Below are 18,373 nucleotides of genomic sequence, written 5' to 3' on the forward strand. Positions count from 1 at the left end.
CGGCACATACCGGTCGCCAGGTGGTCCCGCTTGAACACCCCCCCCCCCCCCCCCCGCCCCCCGGCCCCCCCCCCGGGCCGCTTCCCGTCGCCGTACCCGCGGTTCAGTCCATCCGGTCGTCGGCCACGGGGGAGAGAGATCGCGCCTACCGTCCAGTAATATCCGGCGGCAGGCCACCAGAGGAGGAACCGTGACCCGGTCCGAACGCTCACCCCTGCTGCTCGCCGGCCTGCTGGCAGCCGCGGGGGTCGCCCACTTCGCCGTCCCGCGGCAGTTCGACGCGCTCGTGCCCCGGGCCCTGCCGGGCTCGCCCAGGGCCTGGACGTACGGCAGCGGCGCCGTCGAGCTGGCCCTCGCGGCCGGGATCGCGGCACCCCGGACCCGGGCGGCTGCCGCGAAGGCGGCAGCCGCCTTCTTCGTCGGCGTGTTCCCGGCGAACGTCCAGATGGCCGTGGACTGGCGCGACCGGCCGGCGCCGCTGAAGGCCGCGGCCCTCGCCCGGCTGCCCCTCCAGCTGCCGCTGGTGCTGTGGGCGCGCGCAGTGGCCCGGAACGGGGAGGGTCGGCCGTGACCGAGCAGCTCGCTGTCGGGGACAAGACCGAGGACTTCGCCCTGCCCGACGAGACCGGCACCACCCGCCGGCTCACCGAGCTGCTGGCCGAGGGCCCGGTCGTCCTCTTCTTCTACCCCGCCGCCCTCACCCCCGGCTGCACCGCCGAGGCCTGCCACTTCCGCGACCTCGCGGCCGAGTTCGCCGCCGTCGGCGCCCGGCCCGTCGGGATCAGCGGGGACACCGTCGACAAGCAGCAGGAGTTCGCCGGCCGGCACCGCCTCGGCATGACGCTGCTCTCCGACCCAGACGGCACGGTCCGCGAGCGGTTCGGCGTCAAGCGGGGTTTCTCGCTCGCCCCGACCAAGCGCGTCACCTTCGTGATCGCCCAGGACCGCACCGTCCTGGAGATCGTCCGCAGCGAACTGCGCATGAACACCCACGCCGACCGGGCCCTGGCCGCCCTGCGCGCCCATCAGGGCTGAAGCGGAGCGTCCCGCCGCTTGATGCACCGGGACAATCGGAACATCCTTGGGCATATGAGGGATGTCGCGGCCACGGCGGTCATCGACGCGCACGGCACGGTGACCGGATGGAGCGAGGGCGCGCGGCTGCTCACCGGCCACCCGGCCGGTGAGGTGGTCGGCCGGTCCGCGGCCGACCTGCTCGCCGAGGACCTCCCCGGCGACCTCCTCGCCGCCCCGAGCGGACCGGTCGGACCCCTCGGACCGGCCGGACCCGTCGGACCGGTCGGGCCGGTCGCCCTGCGCCACCGCGACGGCCACCGCGTCGAGCTGCCCCTCACCGTCTGCCCGCTCACCGGCGCCGACGGCCGGCCCGCCGGCTACGTCGTCACGGCCGCACCCGCCGGCGCCGCCCTGGCCGCCCAGGCCTTCCAACAGGCGTCCATGTCCATGTCCGTCTTCGACCTCCGGCAGCGCTACCTGCGCGCCAACGACGCCGCCTGCCATGTCATGGGCGTCCCCGAGGAGGCGCTGCTCGGCCGGTCCTTCCCCGACACCGTCGAGAACGCCGAGCACAGCCGCGGCTTCCTGGCCCATCTGCGCCAGGTCGCCGAGACCGGCCGCCCGGTCCGCTACGAGAGCTTCACCAGCGCCCCCGCCCTCAACCGGGAACACGCCTGGAGCGTCGAGATGTGGCCGCTGCGCGACGACTCCGGCGAACCCACCGCCGTCGCCCTCGCCGCGTTCGACAACAGCGAGCAGTACTGGGCCCGGCGCCGCCTCGCCCTGGTGAACGAGGCCGCGACCCGCATCGGCACCACCCTGGACGTGGTGCGCACCGCCGAGGAACTGGTCGGCGTCCTCGTCCCGCAGTACGCCGACTTCGCCAGCGTCGACCTGCTCGACTGGGTGCTCGGCGCCGACGAGCCGCCGATGATCCCGGACGGCGGAATCGAACTGCGGCGAGTCGCCCACGGCTCCACCCGCCCGGGCAACCCCGGAGCGGCCGTCCACCTCGGCCAGACCGACTACTACCAGCCGACCTCCCCGCCCGCCCGCGCCCTGCGCGAGGGCCACGCGGTGCTCAGCCAGGCCGGAGAGCCCGAGTTCGTCCAGTGGCTCGAAGAGCGCAACGCCCGCTCCCCCCAGGGCCGCCCCTTCCGGCAGGGCGCCCACTCCATGATCGCGGTGCCGCTCCGGGCCCGCGGCACCACCCTGGGCGTCGCGGTCTGCGTCCGCATGGCCCACCCGGAGGACTACGGCCCCGACGACGCCGTCTTCGCCGAGGAACTCGCCAGCCGCGCCGCCGTCTGCGTCGACAACGCCCGCCGCTTCAGCCGCGAACGCTCCACCGCCCTCGCCCTGCAGCACAGCCTGCTCCCGCGCGGCCTGCCCGGACAGGCCGCGGTCGAGGTGGCCCACCGCTATCTGCCGTGCGGATCACTGGCCGGCATCGGCGGCGACTGGTTCGACGTCATCCCGCTCTCCGGCGGCCGGGTCGCCCTGGTCGTCGGCGACGTGGTGGGCCACGGCATCCGGTCCTCCGCCACCATGGGCCGGCTGCGCACGGCCGTCCGCACCCTCGCCGACGTCGACCTGCCCCCCGACGAACTCCTCACCCACCTCGACGACCTGGTCACCCACCTCGCCGCCGACGGCAGTGGCGAAGAGGTCGCCGAACTCGGCGCGACCTGCCTGTACGCCGTCTACGACCCGGTCACCCGCCGCCTGTGCGCGGCCTCCGCGGGCCACCCCGCCCCGGCCCTCGTCCTGCCCGGCGCGGCCGCCGAGTTCGTCCCCATGGCCGCCGGGCCGCCCCTCGGTGTCGGCGGACTGCCCTTCGAGGCGACGGAACGCGAACTGCCCGAGGGCTCGGTCGTCGCCCTCTTCACCGACGGCCTGATCGAGGACCGCGACCTGGACCTCGACGGCGCCACCGAGGAACTGCGCCACGCCCTCACCGCACCCGCCGACTCCCTCGAAGTCCTCGCCGACGACGTCCTGAAGGCCGTCCTGCCCGACCAGCCCGGCGACGACGTCGCCCTGCTCCTCGCCCGTACCCGGGCCCTCGGCGCCGACCGGGTCGCCACCTGGGACGTCCCGCCCCACCCCGCCCAGGTCGCCGTCTTCCGGCAGGCGGCCACCGAGCAACTGACCGCCTGGGGGCTGGCGGAGACCGCCTTCGTCACCGAACTCGTCGTCAGCGAACTCGTCACCAACGCCATCCGCTACGGCGCGCCGCCCATCCAGCTGCGCCTGATCCGCGACCGCGCCCTCATCTGCGAGGTCTCCGACGCCAGTTCCACCTCCCCGCACCTGCGCCGGGCGCACGCCTACGACGAGGGCGGCCGCGGCCTGCTCCTCGTCGCCCAGCTCACCCAGCGCTGGGGCAGCCGGCAGACCGTCGGCGGCAAGACCATCTGGGCCGAGCAGCCCCTGCCCGACGACTGATCACTCATCCGGTACACGCCGTCCGAGCCGCAGCCGGCGTCGAAGTGGTAGTGCCGGCCGGTGCCCTGGCCGGGCGGTACGGCCCCGCGGTACGGGCGTCACTGCTCGCCGGCGTCGGCGGCGACCTGCGCCAGGGTGCGCCCGGTCCGCACCGAACGGGCCCGGCGGGGATCCGGAGTGCCGTGCCCCTTCGCACGGGCGGGCCCCTTGCGCATCAGCAGCCAGGCCTCCTCCCCGTCCGCGCCGCCCCGGAAGCGGGTGAGGGCGTACTCGCCGTGCAGCTTGCTGCCGTGGAGCCGGAAGGTGGCGTGCCCGCGCTCCAGGGACTCCGCGAAGTCCACCGGGCGACCCTGGCGGTCGTGGCTGAGCGGCTCGTACGTCCCGCGGTCCCACACGATCACCGTGCCGCCGCCGTACTCGCCCTTCGGGATGACACCCTCGAAGTCCTCGTACTCCAGCGGATGGTCCTCGGTCGGCACCGCCAGCCGCTTGTCCCCGGGGTCGCCGGACGGGCCCTTCGGCACCGACCAGGACCGCAGGACGTCGTCCACCTGGAGCCGGAAGTCGAAGTGCATCCGCCGCGCGTCATGGATCTGCACCACGAACCGCGGCTCGCCGCCGTCGCCCCGGGCCGCCCGCCCCGACGGCTCACGGGTCCGCTCGAAGTCGCGCTTGCCGCGGTACGTCCGCAGCCGGTCCTCCGCCGCCACCTCCGGCTCCCTCCGTCGCCTCCGTACGACACCTCAGGCGCCCCGGGTACCCGCGCAGCGGGCCGTTCAGCCCAGCAGCCAGGTCGTACAGGTTCTGCGCGGTCACCCCCACAGGCCGCACGGGACCGCGTGGAGGAGCAGTGGCTCACCGCCCCGGCCCGGACTCCGCCGGCCCGGATAGGGTGAGCGGCGATCCACGTGGACAGGCAGGGGAAGAGGGCGGTGGACGGCATGGGCGGCGGCGCGGACAGCAACGGTGTGGGCGGCGGGCGGCCCACCTCGCGGGACGTCGCCCGGCTCGCCGGCGTCTCGCACACCGCCGTCTCCTTCGTCTTCAACGGCCGCGCCGAGGGCAACCTCTCGCCCGCCACCCAGGAACGCATCCGGCAGGCCGCCGCCCGGCTCGGCTACCGGCCCGACCCCGTCGCCCGCGGCCTGCGCCGCCGCCGTACGGCCGTGATCGGCCTGGTCACGGACGAGATCGCCTCCTCCCCGTTCGCCGGGCGACTGCTGCGCGGCGCCATGGAGACCGCCTGGGACAGCGACCACCTCGTGCTCACCGTGGACTCCGGCGGCGACCCGGCCAAGGAGGACGCGGCCGTCGCCGAACTCCTCGACCGGCGCGTCGACGGCATCATCTACGCCGCGATGTCCCTGCGCCGGGTCCGCGTCCCCGAGGGCCTGCACCGCACCCACTCCGTGCTCGCCAACTGCCTGCCCGAGGACGACTCGCTGCCCGCCGTCATCCCCGCCGAGCGGGCCGGCGGCCGTACCGCCGCCCGCCTGCTGCTGGAGGCCGGGCACCGCAGGCTGGCCGTGGTCGGCGGACAGGACGACATCGCCTCGGTGGAGCGGCTGCGCGGCTTCCGGGACGCGCTGCGCGCCGAGGGCATCACCGTGCCCAGGGAGTGGGTCGTCCGCACCGGCGGCGAGATCACCGGCGGCCACGAGGGGGCCGTCCGGTTGTTCGACGGCACCGCCCCGCACCAGCGGCCCACCGGCGTCTTCTGCTACAACGACCGGGTCGCGGCAGGCGTGCTGCATGCCGCGACCCGGCTCGGGATCCCCGTACCCGACGAGCTGTCGGTGGTCGGCTACGACGACCAGGAACACATGGCCGCCTACCTCACCCCCGCCCTCACCACCGTCGCCCTGCCGCACCGGGCGATGGGCGAGGCCGCGGCCCGGCTGCTGCTCGACGCCATCGACACCGGCCGCACCCCGCCCGCCACCGTACGGCGGCTGGCCTGTCCCGTGGTCAGCCGCGCCTCGGTGGGACCTGCTCCCACGCACTGACCCCGGCGTTCCCCTCGACCACCAGCTCGGGCACGTCGTCCGGCCGGCGGTAGACCCGCTCGGTCACCGTCGCCCGGTCCGCCACGAACAGTTCGAGCAGCGAGCCGTCGACCAGGAGGCGGACGCGGAGACACGGACCCGGCGGCACGCTCACCGTGACCGGCGCCGAGCCCTCGGCGCGCTCGCGGGGCCAGCCGGAGCGGTCCAGGACGACGGTGCCCGTGTCCGGGTCCAGCCGGAGAGTCAGCGCCCGGTCCGCCGCCCGCAGCAGGGTGACCGTGGCGCTGCCCCGCGCCGTCACGGTCAGGTCGTACGCCGGCGGAAGCGGCACGGCGCGCCCCGGAGCGGTCGCCAACGGCTCGGCGGCACGCAGGAGTTCCAGCTCCGGGGCCGGTACGATCCGCAGCGCCCCGTCGGGGTGGACGTCGACGACCCGGGGCGCGGTGAGCGTGCCCGCCCACCCCGCCGCCAGCACCGCAGCCTCGTCCCTCGCCTCCCACGACCAGCCCCACATCAGGGCCCGGCCGGACTCCTGGCGGACGGCCGGGGCGTAGAAGTCCCGGCCGTGGTCGAGCCGGCCGCCGAGGCGCGGGAGGAAGCTCGGCCGGCCCCGCCCGTCCGCCTCCAGACGGCCCGTGAGGTACCCGGTGGTGCGGGGCTCGCCGTCCCACAGGGACACCACCAGGACGTGGTCGCCGGTGGACGTCTCGAACAGCTGCGGGCACTCCCAGCCGACCGCTTTGTCGCCGAACGCGCCCGCGGCGACCGGATCGTGGCCGTCCAGCAGGACGCCCGCGAACCGCCAGTCGGTCAGCTCCTCGCAGTCGTAGAGCAGCACCGACGGGGTGCCGTCGGCGTGGCCGGCTCCGACGAGCGCCCAGCGCCGGCCGGCGTGCCGGAAGACGAACGGGTCACGGAACATGACCACGTCGAGTCCCGGGGGCGGGCCCGCGACCACCGGGGCGGGCAGGGGCCGCCAGGAGAGGAGCCGGTCGTCCGCCGGGTCGGCGGCGCGGGCCAGGCAGATGGTGCCGAGCCCGGTGTGGGTGTGGTCGACGCCGGTGTACACCGCCGTGGGCACGCCCCCGTCGTCCACCACACAGCCCGACCAGCAGCCCGCCTCGTCGGGACCGCCGGGCGTCGGCGTGAGCGCGATCGGGTGGTGCTCCCAGTGCACGAGGTCGGGGCTGGAGACATGGCCCCAGTGGACGTCGGCGTGCACCGGCGCGGCCGGGTTGTGCTGGTAGAAGAGGTGGTGGCGGCCACGCCAGCGGAAGGGGCCGTTGGGGTCGTTGATCCAGTTGGCGGGCGGGCGGACCCGGAAGCGGGGGGCGGCCGGGTCCGGGGCGGGAGCGGCGGGGCTCAACGGTTGACTCCTGCGGAGGTGATGCCCTCGCGCAGAGGGCGCTGGCCGACGACGAACACGGCGACGGCGGGGATCATGGAGAGGACGACACCGGCGAGGACCACCGAGATGGAACCGGTGCCGAGGTTGCCCTGCAGGGAGACCAGACCCAGCGGCAGGGTGTAGTTCTGGCCGGAGGTCTCCAGGATCAGCGGGCGGAAGAACTCGTTCCAGTGGTAGTTGAAGGCGAGTACGCCGACGATGGCCAGGCCCGGCCGGGCCAGCGGGGCGTACACGGACCGGAAGATCCGCCAGGGCCCGGCGCCGTCCAGCATCGCCGCCTCGCCGAGGTCCTTCGGCATGCCGAGGAAGTACTGGCGCATCAGGAAGGTGCCGAACGCGGTCGGAAACGCCGGAACGATCAGACCGAGCAGCGTGTCGGTCAGACCCATCGACTTGAGCACCAGGAACACCGGGACGATCGTGACCTGCAAGGGGACCATCATGGTCGCCAGGACCAGACCGAACAGCGGCTTCTTGAAACGGAAGTCGAGCCGGGCGAACGCGTAACCGGCGAGCCCCGCGGTGATCATCTGACCGATGGCGACCAACGCGGTCACCAGGGTCGAGTTGAGCGCGAGAAGCCACACATCGATCTGTTCGAAGACACCGTGATAGGCGGCGGTACTGGGAGGCACGGGAATGATCTGCGGCGGCAGATCGAACGATTCCGCCGGAGTGCGCAACGAGGTGGACACGGTCCAGACGACCGGGCCGAGGGTCAGCAGCGCGCACACCGTCAGCCCGGCGATCCGCGCCCACGGCCCGAGCGTGTACCGGGCGCGGCTGAGGGTCAGGGTCGGTTGGCTCATGGGACTCACCCGGCTCACTGGTAGTGGACGAAACGCCGGCTGAGCCGGAACTGGACGGCGGTGACCGCCATGATCAGCACGAACAGCAGCACGCCCACCGCGGACGCCTCACCGAACCGCAGCTGCTCGAACGCCTTCTCGTAGATGACCATCACGACGGTCCGGGTCGAGTCGCCGGGCCCGCCGTCGGTGAGGACGTACGGCTGCTCGAACACCTGGAGCGCGTTGATGATGCCGACCACGGAGGCCACCAGCAGGGTGGGGGAGAGCAGCGGCAGGGTGATGGCGAGGTGCTTGCGCAGGCCGGTCGCGCCGTCGAGCGCGGCCGCCTCGTGGATCTCCTTCGGGATGTTGTTCAGCCCGCCCACGAACAGCAGGAAGGAGAACCCGAACTGCTGCCACACGTACACGATGACCACCGTGGCCATCGCGCCGTGCTCGGAGGTCAGCCAGGGCACGGGAGCGAGACCGAACAACCCGATCAGCCAGTTGACCACGCCGAAGTCCTGGTTGAACAGATACTTCATCACGACCGAGATGGACGCGGCGGAGAGCACCAGCGGAAAGAAGAACGCCGACCGGAAGACCGATCGCAGCCACGTCGGCATCCGACCGTTCAGCGTGAGTGCGAGCGCCAGCGCGATCAGGAGCTGCGCGGCGACCGCGAAGATCATGAAGACCAGCGTGTTACGGAAAGAGATCAAAACGGTCGAATCGCTGAACACCTCCCGGTAGTTGGCCGTCCCGGCGAAATCAGGCGCATCGATCACGTTCCAGTGGAAGAGGCTCAACACGACCGAACCGACGATCGGTACGACCGTGAAGACCACGATCCCGACCACGGTCGGCGCCAGGAACAAGGCCGCCAGCAGCCGCGTCCCCCGCTCCCGCGCCGAGGGCCGCACCGCCGCCACGCCCGGGCTCGCGGCCCGCGTCCGGACGGCGGGAATACGGGTTCCGGTGTCCGTCATACGTCACGCTCCATGGCCTTCTCCAGATCCCCCTGCATCCGGCGCAGCGCGGGCCCGACCGCGCCCGGGCTCGCCAGCGCCGTCCCGGTGTGCTTCAGCAGCACCTGCGTCACCTCCGCCACCTGCGGCGGCGCCGGAATGGGCCCGGTGTCGGGAAACCTGTCGAGGGTGTCGTAGAAGACCCGCCAGTGCGCCGGTCCGGTCTCCCGGTAGCGGGCCGTGGTCAGCATCGAACGGCGGGCCGGGGTCGTCTGGTTGGTGGTGAACAGCTCGCTCAAGGTGTCCCGCCGGGCCGAGTACTTGATGAACTCCCAGGCCGCGTCCTGCTTCTTCGAGGTGCGCAGCAGTGCGTAGCCGGCCGCGCCGAACTGGTGCCGCTGGGTGTGCCGGCGCGGGAAGTACTGCACGTCGAAGCCGTCGGCGCGCATCCCGGCCAGATGGAGACCGCCCGCCCAGAAACCGCCGGCCGGGGTGACCCCGACCCGGCCGGTGGAGAACACCCCGATGAGGTTCTGGCCGTTGCCGCCCTCGGGCCGGGTGCACAGGCCGTCGTGGACCAGGGCGGCGAGATAGTCGTACGCCTCCACCACCCGGTCGTCCGTGGCCTGCGGGGTGGTCCAGCGGAAGCCGCCGCCGCGGCCCTGCCGCCGGTCCGCCGGGTAGAAGGCGTCCCACAGCCAGGAGCCGCCCGGTGCCTTGGACTCGGCGAGCAGGTTGGTGCCGTTCGCGAACAGCCAGGGGACCACCCCGCCCCATAGCCGGTTGGTCCAGAAGTACGGCGTGAAGTGGGAGTCGCTCGCCTTCTTCATCCGGCGCAGCAGGGCGGTGAAGTCCTCCCGCGTCCAGTCGGCGGCCGGGAAGTCGGCGCCGGCCCGCCGCAGCACCCGGGTGTTGAGGTACATGTCGGCGGCGTTGAACTCGATCGGCAGCTGGTACAGGCTGCCCTCGTACATCATCGACTCCACCAGCGAGGGATGGACGTCGGCGAAGTACTCCTTCAGCTCGGCCGCGTCCCGCCGCACCCAGCGGTCCAGCGGGACACCCAGGTGCCGGGCGAACAACTGCACACCCTCGGTGGCCACATAGACCAGGTCGGGCGCGGTGCCCGCCGCGATCTGCGTGAGGATCTTGGCGAAGAAGTCCGACCAGTCCACGGCCTGCACCGCGTTGATCCGGACCTTGATGTCGGGGTGCAGCCTGCGGAAGCCGTCGACCAGGGCGCGGACCCCGGCCGGGGCGAACGCGGAACCCAGGGTCGCGACGACCAGAGAGCCGTCGTCGCGGCCCGGAATGTCGGCCCCGGTGAGCCGGTCCCAGCTCGCGGCGGTACCGGCGAGCGCGGCGGTCCCCGCGCCGTAGGCGCCGTACCGCAGCAGGGCGCGGCGGGAGAGGAGCGAGTCGGTCATCCAAACGTGCCTAACTCGTGTTAGTCGAGGGGTGATGCCCCAGATGATGGGAAGCGGGCCAGAGCCGTGTCAAGGTGCGGGACCGCTTGACCTTTAACGAGTTAGGTCTACAGTCCTGGAAGCCGATGACCCGTCAGGAAGGGGACGACCCATGACGCGTGGCCTGAGCAGAAGAGCCCTGTTCGCCTCGACGGCCGCCGGAGCCGGCGCGGCCCTGCTGCCCGGGGCGACCGCCCGGGCGGAGCCGGGGCACAGGCCGGCGACCGGATGCGCGCGCTACCGCGCCGACTACCACTTCACCGTCCCGGACCAGTGGAAGAACGACCCGCAGCGCCCGGTCTGGATCGACGGCGAGTACCACTGCTACTACCTCTACAACGCCGACTACCTGGACGGCGTCGAGGGCACCGCGTGGCGGCTGGCCACCAGCACCGACCTCGTCTCCTTCACCGACCGGGGGATCGCCGTACCCAAGGACACGACCGTCAACGGGGACGTGTGGTCGGGCTCGGCGGTGGTCGACACCGGCGACACGGCCGGCTTCGGCGCGGGCGCGGTCGTCGCCGTCGTCACCATGTCACCCGGCGGCGGCACCGACCACCAGGAGCAGTTCCTGTACTACTCGACGGACGGCGGCCGTACGTTCACCCCCCACGGCACCGAACCGGTCCTCGCCAACCCGGGCGTGGCCGACTTCCGTGATCCGAAGGTGATCCGCGACGACGACCACGACCGCTGGGTGATGGCCCTCGCCGAACGCAACAAGATCGGCTTCTACCACTCGTCCGACCTCAGGTCATGGACGTACGCGGGCGGTTTCGTCAAGGACGGCATCGGCGTGCTCGAATGCCCCGACCTGTTCCGCGTCACCGCCGACGACGGCACCGCGAAGTGGGTGCTGGGCGCGAGCGCGGACGGCACGGGCTCCGGGCAGCCCAACACCTACGCCTACTGGACGGGTTCGTTCGACGGCGGCGCGTTCACCGCCGACTCCGCGGATCCCCAGTGGCTCGACCACGGCTGGGACTGGTACGCGGCGGTCACCTTCGAGAAGCGGGACGCCGACGGCACACCGGACCCCGCCGGGCGCTACGCCCTGGGCTGGCTCAACAACTGGGCCTACGCGCACACCACCCCCACCATCGACAGCGACGGTTTCAACGGCACCGACTCGATCGTCCGCGAGATCACCCTGAAGAAGTCCCCCTCCGGCGGCTACTACCTCGCCTCCCGCCCGGTCGCCGCGCTCGACGGGTACGTCTCGCGCACCGTGCGCCTCGGCGACCTGACGGTGGACGGCACCCGCCTGCTGGACCACACCGGCATCTCCTACGAACTGAGCACGGAGATCACCTGGTCCCGGCTCACCGGCGCGGGCGTCCAGCTGCGCCGCTCACCGGACGGCGGGCGCCACATCGACGCCGGGGTCTACGGCGACTACGCCTTCCTCAACCGGCGCGGCACCGTCAACCCCGACACCCGTGGTGCCCGGCAGGAGAGCCGCACACCGTTCGACGCGTCGGCGGGCCGGGTGCGGCTGCGCATCCTCGTGGACCGCACGTCCGTCGAGATGTTCGTGGACGACGGCCGGTACGTGCACTCCGCCGAGGTGTTCCCGTACCTGGTCGACAACCGCCTGGCCCTGTTCACCATCGGCGGCCCGGCCGTGTTCCGGAACACGGTGATACGGGAGTTCGCCGTCCCGGGGCCGGGGACGTCCCGCTGATCCCGGAGCGTCCCGTTGATGTTCAGGAGGCGGGCCGCCACCCCAGCGCCGGGCCCAGCGCGGTCGCCATGTCCGTCAGGATCTGCGCATGGTCCTCGTGCGCGAACGTGAACGGCAGCGCGAACGCCACCTCGTCGACCTCACGGAACGCGGCGTGCGCGTGCAGCCGTTCGGCTATCTCCGCCGAGGTGCCGACCAGGTCCGGCGCGAACAGCAGCCGCGCCGGGCCCTGCGGGGAGGCAGTCCGGGGGAGTCGCTTCGCCGCGTACTCCTCGTACCTGGCCCGCTGCGCGGGGCTCGCGGAGTCGGTGGGGATCACCACCAGGCCCTGGGAGACGCGGGCGGCCTCGCCGTCGGGGTGGTGGGCCCGGAACTGACGGATGTGGGACCGCTGGATCGTGGCGAAGTCCAGCGGTCCGTCGCCGTCCCCGGCCTTGACGACGCTGCTGGTCAGGAAGTTCATGCCGTGCTCACCGGCCCAGCGCGCCGAGCCGAGGCTGCCGCCGCCGTACCACATCCGCCGGCCGAGCCCGGGGGAGTGCGGCTGGACGACATCACTGAACACCTCGAAACCCTCGACCCCGCTGAAGTCGGTGGCGGGCTTGCCGCGCACCAGGTCCAGCAGCCGCCGTACGCGCTCGTAGCCGAAGTCCTCCGCGTGGGCGGTGTCCGGGTAGAGGGCGTCCTTGACGTGCTCGTAGTGCATCGGCGGGCCCACGCTCACGCCCGGGTTCAGCCGGCCGCCGGACAGGATGTCCACGGTCGCCAGGTCCTCGGCGAGCCGCAGCGGGTTCTCCCAGCCCAGCGGGATGACCGCGGTGCCCAGCTCGATGCGGCGGGTGCGCTGGGAGGCCGCCGCCAGCACCGCGACCGGGGACGAGATGCCGTACTGGAGGTGGCGGTGGCGGACCCAGGCGCTGTCGAAGCCGAGCCGCTCGCCCAGCTCGATGATCTCCAGCGTGGACTCGTGGCCCCGGCCCGGGTCCGCCGCGTCGAACAGGCCGATGGTGAGGAAGCCCAGCTTGCGCAGCGGGCGGGCAGGGGACGGCATGGGCTCCTCCAACGGTTCCGCGTCGGCTCCGCCCCGATTCTCGCAGGCGAGTGTGACAACCGTGTGATCACTTCAACGGGATGGTGACCTCGTCCTCGACCGGCGGCTCCAGTTCCTGGGCGCGGTTGCCGGTGGCGGCGTAGCAGCGCAGCCGTACCTCCTCCGGGGTGACGTCCAGCCGCAGGAAGCACTTGAAGAACGGCGGGCTGTAGGTGGCGGACGACGGTGAGAACAGCTGGGTGTACAGCTTGCGCACCGGCAGCCGGAACCGTGAGGCCCGGTCGGGGCGGCCGCCGGTTCCCAGCAGGCTCGCGACGAGGCGGGCGCGCCGGGTGACCCGGACGTCCGGGCCGGGTGCGCGGGCCGGCTCGATGCCGAGCCGTTCGGCCACGACGGCCGTCGCCTCGGACTCGCTGAGCGTGAAGAAGCGGCGCAGGCGCAGCCGCCGGCCGTACAGCCGGCTGTAGAAGGCGAGCGAGTCGCCGCGCAGCGGGTAGCAGCGGAACTCCCGCTCGGTGACGTTCGCGACCGACACCCGCGGGATGGTGTGCGTGGCGTGCATGAACGCCCCGCCGCCGCCCGCGACGACGTACTGGATCGTGCGGCCGTCCACGTCGACCGGGTAGCGCTGGTAGTTGTGGATGTCGCCGCCGATCGCGGCCACGTAGTGGTGCTCGGGGTCCCGGACGATGTCGTCCACCGTGCCGCCGCCCTCGATGGGGCAGGGGTGGTGCTCGCCGTCGACGTACAACGGGGAGCCGGTGACGAGGATCTTCGGCCGGGGCCCCTGCGATATCTCCCGCAGCCAGGCGCCCTGTTCGGCGTCGACCGTGCCCAGCAGACCGGTGTCGATGCCGACGATCCGCACCGGTCCGGCGTCGATCGCCCAGTAGGGGCCCGGCTGTTCGGCCTGCTGTCCCGGAGCCGACCGCAGCGTGCGTGCCTCGGCGAGCCGCTGCCCGTCGGTGGCGCGTGGCCGGTGCCACAGCAGGGAGCGCCACCAGGCGCGGGTGAGCGGGCGGGACCGGGGGTCGGGGTCGAGGGGCGGGGTGTCGGCGCCGAAGACGCGCATGAACGCACCGAGATCCTCGTACCAGTCGTGGTTGCCCGGTATCGCGTAGATCGGTGCGGGATAGTCCTGGTAGGGGCGGAAGAACTTGTCGCCGTAGTCGTCGGCGCTGCCGACGGGGTAGATGACGTCGCTGGCGATCACGGCGAAGTCGGTGCCCTGACCCACCTTCAGGAAACCGGGCACGACGGCGTACTGGGAGTCGTCCCCCTCGCCGGTGTCCCCGATGACCATGAAGGAGAACCGTTCCGGCACGTCCCGCCGGATCACCTTGTCGGCGGGTGCCCCCTCCGCCGCTCGCCGGGCCACCCAGCGGCTGCGGGTACGACCGGTCGGATCCCCGAACCAGGACGCCAGCACACCGTTGCGGGCGGCCCACAGGATCCGGGGGTTCAGCCACGACAGCTTCTCGACGTGGCCCGGCATCAGCCGCTTGTAGGAGCCGGGTTCGGCCGCGCCCCAGCCGGCGCCCTGTGCGGTATCGCGTGAGGAGTCAGACACGCGGTGCACGGTAACAACGCGCCGGTCAGGCCCCGTATGCCGGGGTCCCGCCCAACCCGCCGCGCAGCCACGCCCGTTCGCGCCGACCACGCCGACCGCGTCGGCGCGCCCCTCCTCCCGAACGAAGACGGACCGCTGGAACTCACCTTCGCCGGCCGGGTCGTCGAGTGGCGGGGGCCGTCGCCGTACTGCTTCGTCGCCGTGCCCGAGCAGGAGTCCGCGGACATCCTCGAGGCCGCCGCCCCGGCCACCTACGGCTGGGGCGCCGTCCCCGTCGCGGGCCGGATCGGCGGCACCGCCTTCACGACGTCACTCTTCGGGCGGCCGTTACGGCTTTCGTGCCACACCCCCGTGCTCGGCGACGATCTCCGGGGTGGGTGAGCCGGGGTCCGGGCGCCACTGGGTGACCGGCACGACGCCGGGTTCGATCAGTTCCAGGCCGTCGAAGAACGCGGTGATCTCCTCGACGGTGCGCAGGTTGTACGGGACGGCGCCGCTGTCGTTGTAGGCCGCCTGCGCCTGCTCGAAGACCGGGTCGATGCCGAGCGAGCCGTCGTCGACGACCAGGTGACTGCCCGAAGGCAGCGCGGCCATGAGCCGGGTGACGATGGAGCGGGCCTGGTCGTGGTCGGCGACATGGCCCAGGATGTTGCTCAGGATGAGCGCGGTGGGCCGGCTGAGGTCGAGGGTCTCGGCGGCGACGGCGAGGATGCGGTCCGGGTCGGTCACATCGGCGTCGATGTAGGCGGTCGCGCCCTCGGCGGACGAGTAGAGCAGCGCCCGGGCGTGGGCGAGCACCATCGGGTCGTTGTCGACGTAGACGATCCGCGCCTCGGGGGCGAGCCGCTGGGCGACCTCGTGGGTGTTCTCGGCGGTCGGCAGGCCGGTGCCGACGTCCAGGAACTGCCGGATGCCCGCCTCGGAGACCAGGTAGGTGATGGTGCGGCGCAGGAAGGCGCGACTGCCGCGGGCGATGGTGACGATGCCGGGGAAGACGGCGGTGTACGCGTCGCCCGCCTGCTCGTCCACGGGGTAGTTGTCCTTGCCGCCGAGCCAGTAGTTCCAGATGCGGGCCGAGTGCGGCACCGACGTGTCGATCTTCTGGTGCGTGGCCGGATCTGTCATGGGTCGTGTCCTTCTTTCAGCCGGGGCATGGAACAGCCAGGGCACAACCTACGACGAACGTCCGCCCGCGACCTCCCTGTTCGCCTCCGCGGACCGATAGGGAAAACCCTCGATTGACCCACCGTGCGGTGACATGACTCGGTCAATTCTGTCATTCTCCGTGCGCACGCTGATCCGCCCCACCGACGCACGGATCACGGTCCCGCACCGCGCAGCTCATCCGGGCAGCAGACCCCCTCTGCCCGTCTGTCACCGGCCGCCGACCCGCGGCCGCAGCCGGAGGAGTACGAGTGAGACCCCACAGACCCCTTCCCCACAAGAGAGCCACCGTCGGCGCCGCCCTGGTATCCACCGCGGCCTTCCTCGCCGTCGGGCTCCAGGCGGTTCCGGCGACCGCCGCACCGGCCACCCCCCACCCCAGCCCGCTGCGCACCGGCGGCCTGGAGGCCAGGCTCAGCCCGGCCCAGCACCAGGCGCTGATCAAGAGCGCCCGGCAGCAGACCGCCGCGACCGCCCGCACCCTCGGCCTCGGCACACAGGAGAAGCTGGTCGTCAGGGACGTCGTCAAGGACAACGACGGCACCCTGCACACCCGGTACGAGCGCACGTACGCCGGTCTGCCCGTCCTCGGCGGCGACCTGGTCGTGCACACCCCGCCCGCCTCGGTGGCCAAGGGGACCGTGAGCACCACGTTCAACAACAAGCGCACGATACAGGTGGGTTCCACCACCGCGACCTTCACCAAGGCCGCCGCCGAGAGCAAGGCCCTCAAGGCCGCGAAGTCCCTGAAGGCCGAGAAGCCCACCACCGACAGCGCCCGCAAGGTGATCTGGGCCGGCACCGGCACCCCCAAGCTCGCCTGGGAGACGGTGATCGGCGGCTTCCAGGACGACGGCACGCCCAGCCAGCTGCACGTCATCACCGACGCCACCACCGGCAAGGAGCTGTACCGGTACCAGGCGGTCAAGACCGGCACCGGCAACACCCAGTACAGCGGCACCGTCACCCTGAACACCACGCTGTCGGGTTCGACGTACCAGCTGTACGACACCACGCGCGGCGGTCACAAGACGTACAACCTCAACAAGGGCACCTCCGGCACCGGCACCCTGATGACCGACGCCGACGACGTCTGGGGCGACGGGACCGGCTCCAACACCCAGACCGCGGGCGCCGACGCCGCCTACGGCGCGCAGGAGACCTGGGACTTCTACAAGAACACGTTCGGCCGCAGCGGCATCAAGAACGACGGCGTCGCCGCCTACAGCCGCGTCCACTACAGCAGCGGCTACGTCAACGCCTTCTGGGACGACAGCTGCTTCTGCATGACCTACGGCGACGGCTCGGGCAACACCCACGCCCTGACCTCGCTGGACGTCGCCGGCCACGAGATGACCCACGGCGTCACCTCCAACACCGCCGGCCTGGAGTACAGCGGTGAATCCGGCGGCCTGAACGAGGCCACCTCCGATATCTTCGGCACCGGCGTGGAGTTCTACGCGAACAACTCCAAGGACGTCGGCGACTACCTCATCGGCGAGAAGATCGACATCAACGGCGACGGCTCGCCGCTGCGGTACATGGACAAGCCGAGCAAGGACGGCGGTTCCAAGGACAGTTGGTACTCCGGGATCGGCAACCTGGACGTTCACTACTCCTCCGGCCCGGCGAACCACATGTTCTACCTGCTGTCCGAGGGCAGCGGCACCAAGGTCATCAACGGCGTGACCTACAACAGCCCGACCTCCGACGGCGTCGCCGTCACCGGCATCGGCCGCGACGCCGCCCTGAAGATCTGGTACAAGGCGCTGACGACGTACATGACGTCCAGCACCAACTACGCCGGCGCCCGCACCGCCGCGCTCAACGCCGCCGCCGCGCTGTACGGCACCAACTCCGCGCAGTACGCCGGAGTGGGCAACGCCTTCGCCGGTATCAACGTCGGCAGCCACATCAACCCGCCGAGCAGCGGGGTGACGGTCACCAACCCGGGCAGCCAGTCCTCCACCGTCGGCGGCGCCGTGAGCCTGCAGATCCAGGCCAGCAGCACCAACAGCGGCGCGCTGACGTACAGCGCCTCCGGTCTGCCCGCCGGTCTGTCGATCAACAGCTCGACCGGTCTGATCTCGGGTACCCCGACCACGGCGGGTACGTCCAGCACCACCGTCACGGTCACCGACTCCACCGGCGCGACCGGCACCGCCACCTTCAGCTGGACGGTCAGCACGACCGGCGGCGGCTGCACCTCGACGCAGCTGCTGAGCAACCCCGGATTCGAGTCGGGCAGCACCGGCTGGACCGCGACCAGCGGTGTCATCACCACCGACAGCGGCGAGGCCTCCCACAGCGGCTCGTACAAGGCCTGGCTGGACGGGTACGGCTCCTCGCACACCGACACGCTGTCCCAGTCGGTGACGATCCCCGCGGGCTGCAAGGCGACCCTGACCTTCTACCTGCACGTCGACACCGCCGAGACCACCACCAGCACCCAGTACGACAAGCTGACGGTGACCGCCGGTTCGAAGACCCTCGCGACCTACTCGAACCTGAACGCGGCCTCCGGCTACACCCAGAAGACCTTCGACCTGTCCTCGCTGGCGGGCTCGACGGTCACCCTGAAGTTCAACGGCGTGGAGGACTCCTCCCTCCAGACCAGCTTCGTCGTGGACGACACCGCCCTGACGACCGGCTGAGCCGGCGCTGACGACAGCGGTCCCGCACCCGGACGTCCGGGTGCGGGACCGCCCGCGGGTTGGGTTCGCGGAGTCAGCGGCGGATACGCCCTCCACGGAATGCCGTCGTGTACCAAGGGACACCTGTGGGCGGAAGCATCTGA

General features: G+C 72.1%; 15 protein-coding genes. 7 read left to right on the forward strand and 8 right to left on the reverse strand.

The window, feature by feature from the left end; translation table 11 throughout:
* The first annotated feature begins 190 nt into the window (after window positions 1-190).
* The 3 genes from ACZ4U1_RS16780 to ACZ4U1_RS16790 are packed head-to-tail and all read left to right on the forward strand — an operon-like array spanning window position 191 to window position 3,465.
* A complete protein-coding gene (locus ACZ4U1_RS16780; RefSeq protein ID WP_467903875.1) occupies window positions 191-571 on the forward strand; it encodes a DoxX family protein in 381 nt (126 codons plus the stop codon).
* The gene (locus ACZ4U1_RS16785; RefSeq protein ID WP_467903876.1) at window positions 568-1,035 is read left to right on the forward strand and encodes a peroxiredoxin; all 468 of its coding nucleotides are present in this window, start codon (window positions 568-570) and stop codon (window positions 1,033-1,035) included. Before ACZ4U1_RS16780 ends, ACZ4U1_RS16785 begins: the two co-directional genes overlap by 4 nt.
* Window positions 1,036-1,089: 54 nt before the next feature.
* On the forward strand, window positions 1,090-3,465 hold the full coding sequence (locus ACZ4U1_RS16790; RefSeq protein WP_467903877.1) for an ATP-binding SpoIIE family protein phosphatase: 2,376 nt from the start codon (window positions 1,090-1,092) through the stop codon (window positions 3,463-3,465).
* A gap of 98 nt (window positions 3,466-3,563) precedes the next feature.
* Here ACZ4U1_RS16790 and ACZ4U1_RS16795 read toward each other — a convergent pair whose 3' ends face one another.
* Window positions 3,564-4,175 (reverse strand): DNA polymerase ligase N-terminal domain-containing protein, encoded by a 612-nt coding sequence (locus tag ACZ4U1_RS16795; RefSeq protein ID WP_467903878.1) that lies wholly within the window; start codon window positions 4,173-4,175, stop codon window positions 3,564-3,566.
* A 231-nt stretch (window positions 4,176-4,406) separates the two neighbouring features.
* On the opposite strand from ACZ4U1_RS16795, the gene ACZ4U1_RS16800 reads away from it, so the two are divergent.
* The gene (locus ACZ4U1_RS16800; protein WP_467904192.1) at window positions 4,407-5,471 is read left to right on the forward strand and encodes a LacI family DNA-binding transcriptional regulator; all 1,065 of its coding nucleotides are present in this window, start codon (window positions 4,407-4,409) and stop codon (window positions 5,469-5,471) included.
* Here the strand turns inward: ACZ4U1_RS16800 and ACZ4U1_RS16805 are convergent.
* From ACZ4U1_RS16805 to ACZ4U1_RS16820, 4 genes are read right to left on the reverse strand one after another with little or no spacing between them, the layout of a single operon-like run.
* The gene (locus ACZ4U1_RS16805) at window positions 5,434-6,837 is read right to left on the reverse strand and encodes a glycoside hydrolase family 32 protein (RefSeq protein WP_467903880.1); all 1,404 of its coding nucleotides are present in this window, start codon (window positions 6,835-6,837) and stop codon (window positions 5,434-5,436) included. The genes ACZ4U1_RS16800 and ACZ4U1_RS16805 overlap by 38 nt on opposite strands.
* Window positions 6,834-7,688 carry a carbohydrate ABC transporter permease gene (locus tag ACZ4U1_RS16810; RefSeq protein ID WP_467903881.1) on the reverse strand — a complete coding sequence of 285 codons (855 nt, stop codon included), beginning with the start codon at window positions 7,686-7,688 and terminating at the stop codon, window positions 6,834-6,836. Before ACZ4U1_RS16810 ends, ACZ4U1_RS16805 begins: the two co-directional genes overlap by 4 nt.
* A 14-nt stretch (window positions 7,689-7,702) precedes the next feature.
* Window positions 7,703-8,659 carry a carbohydrate ABC transporter permease gene (locus ACZ4U1_RS16815; RefSeq protein WP_467903882.1) on the reverse strand — a complete coding sequence of 319 codons (957 nt, stop codon included), beginning with the start codon at window positions 8,657-8,659 and terminating at the stop codon, window positions 7,703-7,705.
* Window positions 8,656-10,065: an ABC transporter substrate-binding protein gene (locus ACZ4U1_RS16820; protein ID WP_467903883.1), complete on the reverse strand. Its 1,410-nt coding sequence runs from the start codon at window positions 10,063-10,065 to the stop codon at window positions 8,656-8,658. The genes ACZ4U1_RS16815 and ACZ4U1_RS16820 overlap by 4 nt, the downstream gene beginning before the upstream one ends.
* Window positions 10,066-10,216: 151 nt before the next feature.
* On the opposite strand from ACZ4U1_RS16820, the gene ACZ4U1_RS16825 reads away from it, so the two are divergent.
* Window positions 10,217-11,791, forward strand: coding sequence for a glycoside hydrolase family 32 protein (locus ACZ4U1_RS16825; protein WP_467903884.1), 1,575 nt, complete (start codon window positions 10,217-10,219; stop codon window positions 11,789-11,791).
* A 22-nt stretch (window positions 11,792-11,813) separates the two neighbouring features.
* Here ACZ4U1_RS16825 and ACZ4U1_RS16830 read toward each other — a convergent pair whose 3' ends face one another.
* The gene (locus ACZ4U1_RS16830; protein WP_467903885.1) at window positions 11,814-12,842 is read right to left on the reverse strand and encodes an LLM class flavin-dependent oxidoreductase; all 1,029 of its coding nucleotides are present in this window, start codon (window positions 12,840-12,842) and stop codon (window positions 11,814-11,816) included.
* A gap of 67 nt (window positions 12,843-12,909) precedes the next feature.
* The gene (locus tag ACZ4U1_RS16835; RefSeq protein WP_467903888.1) at window positions 12,910-14,412 is read right to left on the reverse strand and encodes a metallophosphoesterase family protein; all 1,503 of its coding nucleotides are present in this window, start codon (window positions 14,410-14,412) and stop codon (window positions 12,910-12,912) included.
* A gap of 135 nt (window positions 14,413-14,547) precedes the next feature.
* Between ACZ4U1_RS16835 and ACZ4U1_RS16840 the strand changes: the two genes are divergently transcribed.
* Window positions 14,548-14,793: a DUF1905 domain-containing protein gene (locus tag ACZ4U1_RS16840; RefSeq protein ID WP_467904194.1), complete on the forward strand. Its 246-nt coding sequence runs from the start codon at window positions 14,548-14,550 to the stop codon at window positions 14,791-14,793.
* On the opposite strand, the gene ACZ4U1_RS16845 is transcribed toward ACZ4U1_RS16840, so the two are convergent.
* Complete coding sequence (locus ACZ4U1_RS16845; protein ID WP_467903890.1) at window positions 14,740-15,537, reverse strand: SAM-dependent methyltransferase; 798 nt, start codon at window positions 15,535-15,537, stop codon at window positions 14,740-14,742. The genes ACZ4U1_RS16840 and ACZ4U1_RS16845 overlap by 54 nt on opposite strands.
* Before the next feature lie 290 nt (window positions 15,538-15,827).
* Between ACZ4U1_RS16845 and ACZ4U1_RS16850 the strand changes: the two genes are divergently transcribed.
* Window positions 15,828-18,230 carry a M4 family metallopeptidase gene (locus ACZ4U1_RS16850; RefSeq protein WP_467903891.1) on the forward strand — a complete coding sequence of 801 codons (2,403 nt, stop codon included), beginning with the start codon at window positions 15,828-15,830 and terminating at the stop codon, window positions 18,228-18,230.
* The last annotated feature ends 143 nt before the right edge of the window (window positions 18,231-18,373 follow it).

The sequence above is a fragment of the Streptomyces sp. NPDC028928 genome (assembly GCF_055564915.1).

Excerpts from the sequence above, each read along its gene's own strand:
- ACZ4U1_RS16790 (WP_467903877.1), top strand. The coding sequence starts at position 1,090 with ATGAGGGATGTCGCGGCCACGGCGGTCATCGACGCGCACGGCACGGTG.
- ACZ4U1_RS16800 (WP_467904192.1), top strand. The coding sequence starts at position 4,407 with ATGGGCGGCGGCGCGGACAGCAACGGTGTGGGCGGCGGGCGGCCCACC.
- ACZ4U1_RS16810 (WP_467903881.1), bottom strand. The coding sequence starts at position 7,688 with ATGAGCCAACCGACCCTGACCCTCAGCCGCGCCCGGTACACGCTCGGG.
- ACZ4U1_RS16815 (WP_467903882.1), bottom strand. The coding sequence starts at position 8,659 with ATGACGGACACCGGAACCCGTATTCCCGCCGTCCGGACGCGGGCCGCG.
- ACZ4U1_RS16820 (WP_467903883.1), bottom strand. The coding sequence starts at position 10,065 with ATGACCGACTCGCTCCTCTCCCGCCGCGCCCTGCTGCGGTACGGCGCC.
- ACZ4U1_RS16825 (WP_467903884.1), top strand. The coding sequence starts at position 10,217 with ATGACGCGTGGCCTGAGCAGAAGAGCCCTGTTCGCCTCGACGGCCGCC.
- ACZ4U1_RS16830 (WP_467903885.1), bottom strand. The coding sequence starts at position 12,842 with ATGCCGTCCCCTGCCCGCCCGCTGCGCAAGCTGGGCTTCCTCACCATC.
- ACZ4U1_RS16845 (WP_467903890.1), bottom strand. The coding sequence starts at position 15,537 with ATGACAGATCCGGCCACGCACCAGAAGATCGACACGTCGGTGCCGCAC.